Genomic DNA, 2,670 nt, shown 5'->3' with positions numbered 1-2,670 from the left:
TTCTCGCCGCGCCCGGACCGCCGCCGCCGCCGCGACGACCGGCTGCCGCCGGCCCGCTTGTCGCCGTTGCCGCCGCCCTCGGACACCCCGTCGCCCAGCCCGTGCACGACCCAGGTGCCGCCGGCCGCCGCGTCGCGCTCGACGATGAGCAGCCCCAGCTTGCGCGCCTCGTCGAGCAGGTCGCCGAAGTTCGAGAAGCCGTGGGCCCGCTCGGTGAAGGCGGGCTGCTTGCGGGTCATGGTGTCCTTGATCAGCGACGAGTAGAGCACGCCGCGGCTTTCCAGCAGCAGGCTCTGCACCGTCTGCACCAGGAAGTCGAAGAGCTCGCGCTTGTCGGCCGGCACGTTGTGGGCGGCGGTGCCCTCGATGCGGCTCTGGGTCAGGCGGTAGATGTCGTCGTAGAAGATGAACTCGTCGCAGTTGCCGATGAGCAGCTTGCTGCTCGAGTTCTTCATGCCGATCCCGATCACGCGCTTGTTGTTCTCGCGCAGCTTCGAGACCAGCGGCGAGAAATCCGAATCGCCCGACACGATCACGAAGGTGTCGAGGTGCTCCTTGGAGTAGCACAGGTCCATGGCGTCGACGACGAGCCGGATGTCGGCGCTGTTCTTGCCGGAGATGCGCGGCATGGGGATCTCGATGAGCTCGATGGCGGCCTCGTGCAGCGGCGACATGTACTCCTTGTAGTAGTGCCAGTCCGCGTAGGCCTTCTTGACGATGATCTTGCCCTTCTCGAGCAGGCGCTCGAGCAGGAGCTTGATGTCGAAGCGTTGCCGGGCGTCGCGCGCGCCGAGGGCGACGTTGTCAAAATCGATGAAAAGAGCGAGATTGGTTTCCCGGTCCTGGTTCATGGCGGCCTCCTTGCGCGCTGTCTGCCGGTTGTTGTCGGGGCCTACGATAATTGATGTCCGCGTCCGGGACCACCTCATTCCCGGGACCGATCCCCCAGCCGGGAGCCGAACATGTCCGAGTCCCTGACCGCCACCGACCTGCGCCTGCTCGTCCAGCGTGTCTTCCAGCCCACCGCCGCCGACCGGGGCCTGGCCATCATCGTCGACCTGCCCGACGCCCGCCTGGCCGACGACCCGGACTGGGCCGCCCGCCGGGCCATGGCCGCCGCCTGGTACCGCGGGCTGAAGGGCGAGATGGCGGCCCTCGGCCTCGACCGGCTCACCCTGGCCTGGTACCGCAACGCCGGCGGCAACAACGCCGACCTGCCGTCCGTCTGCGTCCCCGGCGACGGGGAAACCGTCTACGCCGACGCCGACGCCCTGTCGGGCCCGGGCCTCGCCTTCGACGAGCTCTTCGCCACCCACAGCATGGTTCTGGCCCCGACCGAGCTGTCGGCCACGGCCCCCCTGAAGGTGGCCACGCGGGCCCGCGGCGCCGGCCCGGAGGGCTTCCGTGCGGCGACCATGCCCGGCTTCCTGCCGTCCATGATCCCGGCCCTGCGCCTGGACTACGGCGAGATCAACCGCCGCGTCGACCTGCTGAAGACCTGGCTCGACGCCGCCACTTCGGCCCGCTTCGACTTCGTGGTGGGCGACCAGACCCACCACCTCGTCCTCGATCTCCGCCACCGCACCGGCCACGCCTCGGGCGGCCTGTTCCCGGCCAACGGCGTGGCGGGCAACCTGCCCTCCGGCGAGGCCTACATCGTGCCCTACGAAGGCGAGATCGCCGGCGACCCGAGCGGCTCCCAGGGCACGCTGCCGGTGCAGATCGACGGCGAGGTCGTGGTGTACGCCATCGAGGGCAACAAGGCGGTGAAGGTGCTCAGCGAGGGCCCCCGCAGCAGCGAGGAGGCCGCCCACCTGGCCGCCGAGCCGGCCTACGCCAACCTGGCCGAGCTGGGCCTCGGCGTGCTGGGCGACTTCGGGCTCGCTCCCACCGGCAGCATCCTGCTCGACGAGAAGCTGGGCCTGCACATCGCCTTCGGCCGCAGCGACCATTTCGGCGGCACCGTCTCACCGTCGGATTTCTCGGGCCCCGACGCGGTGATCCACCTCGACCGGGTCTACATTCCGGAAATGCAGCCGGACGTGCGGGTGCGCGAGGTGCGCCTGTGTGGACCGGGCGACGCCGAGCGGGTGATCATCAGGAACGGGGTGTTCTGCGGGCTGCACGCCGACGCCTGACGGAGTCGGGGCCTTGCGGGACGGTCGGCGGCAAAAAAAAGTCCCCTGAAAAGGGGGGCCGGGGCCTGTCGGTGAATGACTCTCGCCCTAAGCCATTCTGACGTGGCGGCCCCGGCCGTGATGTTGACTCTGTTCTGCCTTCCCTCTGCTCTCGGTCGACCCGTGCCGGGTCTCGCTGGAGGTGTTGCAGGAATCGTCACTATTCAACCACAAATTGAGGTTTTTCTTTAGGGAATATTCAAGGGTTTTCGAATGCTCAACATCATTGGGAGCGGCGATCACGCGGCTAAAGAATTACTTACAATAGTGGCAACTGGTTACAAGGGCGTGAGGATTCGCCAAAAACAATCCTAAATCTGTCGTGATAGTGTAAATTCGCCGTCAAAAATACCCGCCGGCAGGGGTCAGCCCCTTCTGGCAGGGTTCGCACCCGCCGAGCGGGCCCGCTCCGGAGGCCGGAATTGGACCACGTCGGACAGATATTCCGCCCCCCCAGCGAGAGCCGCAGCCTGCTGCTCCAGGTCAGCCTCGG

Annotated in this window: 2 protein-coding genes; one reads left to right on the top strand and one right to left on the bottom strand. The window is 67.5% G+C overall.

Features of this window, described 5'->3' with window-relative positions; all coding sequences use genetic code 11:
• Positions 1–851 (bottom strand): NYN domain-containing protein (locus KDM41_17845; protein ID MCB1185285.1); only part of this gene is annotated, 851 nt, incomplete at its 3' end.
• Between the two features lie 111 nt (positions 852–962).
• On the opposite strand from KDM41_17845, the gene KDM41_17840 reads away from it, so the two are divergent.
• A complete protein-coding gene (locus KDM41_17840) occupies positions 963–2,138 on the top strand; it encodes a hypothetical protein (GenBank protein ID MCB1185284.1) in 1,176 nt (391 codons plus the stop codon).
• Positions 2,139–2,670 lie beyond the last annotated feature (532 nt).

Source organism: bacterium, from assembly GCA_020440705.1.
Classification (GTDB): domain Bacteria; phylum Krumholzibacteriota; class Krumholzibacteriia; order LZORAL124-64-63; family LZORAL124-64-63; genus JAGRNP01.
The sequence above is the reverse complement of the archived record's forward strand: the minus strand, read 5'-3'. Positions and strand labels throughout refer to the sequence as shown.